The organism is Bacillus sp. sid0103 (genome assembly GCF_019219025.1).
In genome coordinates, this window is sequence record NZ_JAHUWN010000067.1 from 1 (window position 1) to 5,913 (window position 5,913).

Sequence of the window (5,913 nt, forward strand, 5' to 3'; positions counted from 1 at the left end):
TTTATTTGCTAAACGTATTAGTGTACATTTTGCGTCCCTAATACTATAGACGCGATTGCAGGCAATTTCGGGCGTTAAAAATGAAATGAATTCCCTATTTGTTTATACGGTGCAAAATATAAAAGCGCATATGTTATCAAGATAAATATACAATTTTCGTCTTAAAAAATTGAAGAAGTACACAAAGTATTAAAATTGAGATTTTGTTTACTAATCAAAAGAGCCTGATCGCCTACAAAAAGCAATCAAGCATAATAAAAGAATCCGCTCGTAGGCCCACCTCTTGCCTCAAACTAAATTCCGATGACTCCTGTCGCAACCTCAACCGTTGCCGCGGTGCTTGAAGCTCCACCGGAAGTCATTCGTATATTTGCTCGACCTGCCTAAAACCGTACCGCGGATCACAAGCCATATTCTATTCCGCGAACCTACGTCCGTTATTCGATCAAAGGTAGTCAAATTAAAAATAAAGTTTGTGAATGATTTCACTTAAACTAACGAGGCAGAATAGTTAAAGAAAGATTTGAAAAAATTTTTATATATGAAAAGGAAAAATTTATGATATTGAAGGTTATTGGTTTTTTAATGGTCATAACAGGAATCAGCATATTGGGATGGTTAATGATAACAGCATACAAAGATAATAAGAATGAAAGTTTTTGGTTTAAAATTCTTTTAATTGTTGGGGTAATGGTAGAATTTTCATTAGATATAACTGGAGTAATACTTTTTTTTGTTTATGTTTTAATCTTGATTGGTGTCTGTTTAATGTTTTATGTTTAGATTCATTTGAATATCAAAGAACAGTTAAAATAATTTTCTTACTGTACTAACGGGTGCAAGAGTTTAAGTCTGGGATTGCCCCTGTAATCCCTTTTCTTGTTGAACTAACGGAGCAGGTTAGTTTAAGAAAGAGATGAAATTCAATTTCACTTTTATGTTGCCTTTGACTCAAATTCTGAAAGAAAAAGAAAAAAAGCGTCTAAGTGACGCTTCTTGGGCAGTAAGTGTTGTGTTGTAAATATTTAACATTTTAAGGAGTGCTTTATATTATGGAAAAATAACGAAATGGAGATGGACAAACATGGAATTTAAAAAAATATTTTATGTTTCGTAAAAGACTAAATATTGTGCAATAAAATTGATTTTTTCTAGTGTATTTTAGATAAGAACTTATGAAATAGAATAAATGGTGTTCTAAAAAACAAAACCATCCTAGAAAGGATGGCTTTGGAAAATGGACAAGAATTTTTTATATAACATCATATTCCGACCGCCAGAAAATGTATCTGGGATAGTTTCTCATTTTTAAGAATAACGGTAATAATTCCTTACTGATTATACTGAGGTTCTTCACCTTGAATTTCTTGAAGACGAGGTTCAAGGCTGTCAAGCACGGATTTAGTTTGTTGCGCGGCTTGTTGATAAAGCTGTTTTGCATTTTGATTATCGGTAGCTAACGCAAAAGATTCAAAGCTTACCTGAGCACTTTTTAAACCTGCTAAAGCTTGTTTTACCTGTGTTCCAACTGTCATTTAAAAGTCCTTCTTTCGTTTGATTATTGAAAATCTACTCTGCTCAGTTTGTGGCGTTATTGTTGGCAACATTAGCACCTTCGCCAGCCTTGTTGCCCACTGCACCTCCAGCAATTGCACCCGCAGCTGTGCCAACTGGACCCACAACTGAACCCACGGCAGCACCCGCAACAGCACCGACTCCGGTTCCTACAGCCTTACTAGCGTTGTTATCAGTACGATTAGTTTCTTTGTTATCAGTCATCAATCTCACTCCTTGGTTTGTTATAGGGAACTGCTAATGCATTGTCATCGCAGTACCAAAACCTATTTTGCCCCAACGAGGACGATTTACGCAGAGGAATAAAATGAAGTTGTACGCCAGAAGAATGCAAAAGTAAGTGAATAGAAAACAAAAGTCTAATGGATGCTTTACAACAAAAAAAGGCGTCAGATTGACGCATCAATTTGAAACAAAAACATGTTGAAGGGTTTATGAAGGATTACTATGATTATGAGAAAAATGTTGAAATATGACAGACAAGCGGGATTGTAAACAACGATAATGTGCAACAAAAGTGAAGGTGTTTGTTTAACTAACGGGTGCGATGCTTCAATACGGAGGATTGCTATTTGCTTATTGAAGTAATGTCTCAGGATAGTTTAATAACAGTCAAAAAGACAAAAAAATTGATTCTTTTTCAATCGCTTAAAACCTAGATTAAATTTTAGCGATAAACCGGTGTCATTAACCAAATTTGTTATAGTTAATTCTATTTATATTTGAAATTACACCTAACCACTTGTTAGGTGTTTTTATATTAAAACAACACTCATAATTAAATGACATTAGGAAAAAATAAGAAAAAAATGAGGAGGATATATATGTACAAACTTGCTTTTGCACTCCCCTTTTTGTTTACTTTATGGCTTGCAAATCCGGCATATGCAGTCGAAGTAAATGGCATTATTCAGATTATGGATCAAAACAATAAAGTTATAGTAAAGAAAAATATAACATTTGAAGAGGGAGACACTATTTACGACATAACCAAAAACAACTTTGATGTAGCGGAAACAAACGGTATGATTACAGGAATCAATGGATTGGTTGAAAAACCTACAGAAAACATCCATTGGGCTGCATTTATTGATGGTGAATTTGTTGAAATTCCACCAGACGATGTAGGACTTTACGCAAATGATATTTTAACTTGGGCGTTAAGGGATTACGATAAACAAGAAATAATGAAATAAAAAGAAATGTTCATCACGGAGGTTATATAATTCGCCTCTTTAGAAATAAGAGTTGAAGAGCCAGCTGCCAATCTCGGCAGCTATTTTATTTAAGTAACGGAGCAGTTTAGTTGAACAAGAAAAGGTTATACGATGTAAGAGATAGAATTATTAAGTAGAGAAAAAAATGAATAGGTGAAAATCTCTATGAGATACAAAATTATAACCTTTCTATTGGTTGTTTTGATTTTTGGATTGCTTGTAATGAGTGGTGTTCCAATTGAAAAGTGTTTTCTTTGGATGTCTTACATTAGCCTTGCCTTTCTTGTTTCTAACGTGCTGTGGCAACTATTCGCTTTTATTTGGATACTCATCCTTCAAAAAAAATCTTATGATCGCTTTTTATTCTGGATAAAGCCAAAGTCAAAAAGAAGACTCAAGAAAAAAAGAAAAAAGGTCAAAAGGTAAGTAAAAACTATTTACACTTAAACTTTTATTGTCGATATCTTATGTAACTAACGGGGTGCTTTACTCTAATAAAGAATAAAGCCCTTTTTCTTATTGAAGTAACGAAGCAGTTTAGTTTAATAAGGATTAATTTCATAATTTCGTTAGTGCCTAGTGAAGGGAATATCATTTAATGGGAATAATTAACATATTTATCATTAAACGTTCAATTACCTTATTTTACTAATTGACAATTCTTTCTTAAAAAATATAATTAATTAATAATATGTTAACTAATAAAATAAAAGAGTTAACATTACAGGGAGGGAGATTTAGTATTCTAAAAATACTGTATTTCTTGACGATTTTTAAATGAATTGAAATTGTTATAAAAAAATATTTCTTATCCAGAGAGATGGAGGGACTGGACCTATGAAATCTCAGCAACAGGTCCATTTAAGATACTGTACTAATTCCAGCGGGTAAAACTCCTGATAGATGAGAGCATTCATTTTATTTGTCAGTAGCGCACTCTTTTTTAGAGTGCGTTTTTGTTTTCTCTGGATAGTAACTAAAGGAGAGTAGCTATTATGGAATTAAGACATCTTAAAACTTTCAAATTCGCGGCAGAGTACTTAAATTTTACAAAGGCTGCTCAGCAGTTAAACTTCACTCAACCTGCTGTAACTGCACAAATTCAGACGCTCGAACAAGAATTGAAACAACAGCTATTTATACGAATAGGAAAGAAGAACTTTTTGACGCCTGCAGGTGAAATCCTTAAATCATATACGGATCAGCTTTTTTCCATAGTTGAGGAGATTGAATCATCATTCGACGAACTTTCAAATTTGTACGGCAATGTAACGATTGCCGCTACTGAAGGCTATTGGACGTATTATTTTCCTTATATCATACCTGAGTTACTGAAGCTATATCCCCAGGTACAGATTAAGTTGATTTCCTGTAAAAGGGATGAAATTATAAAAGGGATAGAATCAAATAAATACGATATAGGGATTATTTCGGGCGAGTTATATAAAATTGGAATGACAAATATAGTGATTTCAGAGGACGATGAATTGGTTACAGTGGTTTCTAAAGAGTTATATGCTAGGTACCCGGTAGACCAATTACTGCCGAAATTTCCTTTTTTACAACTACAAGCTGATGGATGTTATGATCCGATGATCAGTAAATATTTAGAACAAATGAAACTCTTATCACAAAACGTAATAGAATTTGGAAGTTTAGAAGGAATCAAAATGGCAGTATTAAATAATATTGGGGTAGGGATGGGAGCCAGTGTCAGCCTAAAAGAAGAAATTAACAATGGTGATTTAGTCCCGATCCTAGTTACTGAGAACATAAAAATAAAAACCTCTATCATTACGTTGAAGGAAAAAGAAAACCTAGAAACAATTCAATCTTTTATTAATGTAATCCAAAAAAATTGGAATAGCAATTCTACTATGTAGTAAAAAAGCTGAAAAGCTCAGACAAGATTTAGAAGAAATTAACCTCCAAATTATTTGTAATGGTGCTGCATTAAACGTGTATCCATCTCCAATGGCACTATCAATGGGAAGTGGACGTTTAGCTTACAAATTAAGTTTTGGAAAACAAGCTATATCAGAGGATTTAGTTGATATTTTTGATTGTGATGATACTTTAAATTTTGTTAGCATCCTTAATCAGCGAAATTTCTATAAGGATTGGCTAAACAGTTTAGGATTGTCATTGAATTTAATTTAAATTTACTACCTAGTTATGCAACTAAACCAGCTAATAGTTTGTCAATATTTTTCAATAAAAATCCTAAAAATCACATGATATACTAAAAATAAGCATGCCAAATAACCTTCCTAACCTAAACTTTTGGAAGGTTTTGTATTGTTTGGTTTTATTTTTTATTTAAGCTATATCTTGGAAAGTGGAGTTGCTTTTTAAAAGTGCATATATCCACTGTAAAAGTTTATTTGCACAAGCTATTACAGCTACTTTATATGGCTTTCCTTCTTCGCGTTTCTTATCATAAAACTCCCGTAATCGCTTATTTCGGGGGATGAGTGTATCTGTCGTTTTCTTTTTGCGACAATCACGAATGGCACATTTAACAGCCATAAACAAGGCATGCCGTAACCTACTGGACCCTCTTTTAGTGATTCTGTTGACGGTTCCCTTGAATCTACCAGATTCAAATATACTCGGATCAATTCCGGCAAACGCTACGAGCTTTTTAGGGTGATTAAACCGATCAATCTCACCGATTTCAGAAATAATCGTTGCCGCGATTTTTTCTCCGATACCTGGGATTGATTGGATAATCTTATATTCTTTGATTTCTTTTGCTAAAGCATCTATCTCTTCCTCAAACGTAGATAGGTGCTTTTGGTATTCTAAAAGCATTTTAATGTACATTTCCAGGGTTAAAATATGGCTTTGATATAAGGTTTCCTGAAAAGGATTCCTTTCTGCTGCAGCTATTAGTTTCTGTGCTTTTGTTTCAGCCCACTTATAAGAACGACTTTTACATAACTCATTGATTTTAGCTGCTAAAGTTCCTTCGCCAGCTACAAGTACATCGTTAGATGTACGGTACACCGACAAAGTTTGTAAAGAAACAATAGAAAATAGGTCCCCAAAAACACCTCTAAATTCAGGGAAAACCTGATCAAGGATTGCTTGGAATTGTAGTTTAGTTTGAACAACAATA

The 5,913-nt window shown here is 33.5% G+C and carries 5 protein-coding genes and 1 riboswitch; of the genes, 2 read left to right on the forward strand and 3 right to left on the reverse strand.

The features are described from left to right. Window positions 1-1,331: 1,331 nt before the first annotated feature. Window positions 1,332-1,535: a DUF1657 domain-containing protein gene (locus KW850_RS32050; protein ID WP_218351661.1), complete on the reverse strand. Its 204-nt coding sequence runs from the start codon at window positions 1,533-1,535 to the stop codon at window positions 1,332-1,334. A 43-nt stretch (window positions 1,536-1,578) separates the two neighbouring features. Continuing rightward, on the reverse strand, window positions 1,579-1,779 hold the full coding sequence (locus KW850_RS32055; RefSeq protein WP_218351662.1) for a hypothetical protein: 201 nt from the start codon (window positions 1,777-1,779) through the stop codon (window positions 1,579-1,581). A 620-nt stretch (window positions 1,780-2,399) separates the two neighbouring features. Here KW850_RS32055 and KW850_RS32060 point away from each other — a divergent pair. Together KW850_RS32060 and KW850_RS32065 are read left to right on the forward strand one after the other, a co-directional pair. Next, window positions 2,400-2,771 (forward strand): DUF4430 domain-containing protein, encoded by a 372-nt coding sequence (locus KW850_RS32060; RefSeq protein ID WP_218351663.1) that lies wholly within the window; start codon window positions 2,400-2,402, stop codon window positions 2,769-2,771. An 826-nt stretch (window positions 2,772-3,597) separates the two neighbouring features. Beyond that, window positions 3,598-3,702, forward strand: a riboswitch (SAM riboswitch). Between the two features lie 85 nt (window positions 3,703-3,787). Next, window positions 3,788-4,675, forward strand: coding sequence for a LysR family transcriptional regulator (locus KW850_RS32065; protein ID WP_218351664.1), 888 nt, complete (start codon window positions 3,788-3,790; stop codon window positions 4,673-4,675). Window positions 4,676-5,111: 436 nt separating this feature from the next. On the opposite strand, the gene KW850_RS32070 is transcribed toward KW850_RS32065, so the two are convergent. Beyond that, a partial coding sequence (locus KW850_RS32070; RefSeq protein WP_218351665.1) for an IS110 family RNA-guided transposase occupies window positions 5,112-5,913 on the reverse strand: 802 nt, incomplete at its 5' end.

Coding starts and splice junctions, on each gene's coding strand:
- KW850_RS32050 (WP_218351661.1), bottom strand. CDS start 1,535: ATGACAGTTGGAACACAGGTAAAACAAGCTTTAGCAGGTTTAAAAAGT.
- KW850_RS32060 (WP_218351663.1), top strand. CDS start 2,400: ATGTACAAACTTGCTTTTGCACTCCCCTTTTTGTTTACTTTATGGCTT.
- KW850_RS32055 (WP_218351662.1), bottom strand. CDS start 1,779: ATGACTGATAACAAAGAAACTAATCGTACTGATAACAACGCTAGTAAG.
- KW850_RS32065 (WP_218351664.1), top strand. CDS start 3,788: ATGGAATTAAGACATCTTAAAACTTTCAAATTCGCGGCAGAGTACTTA.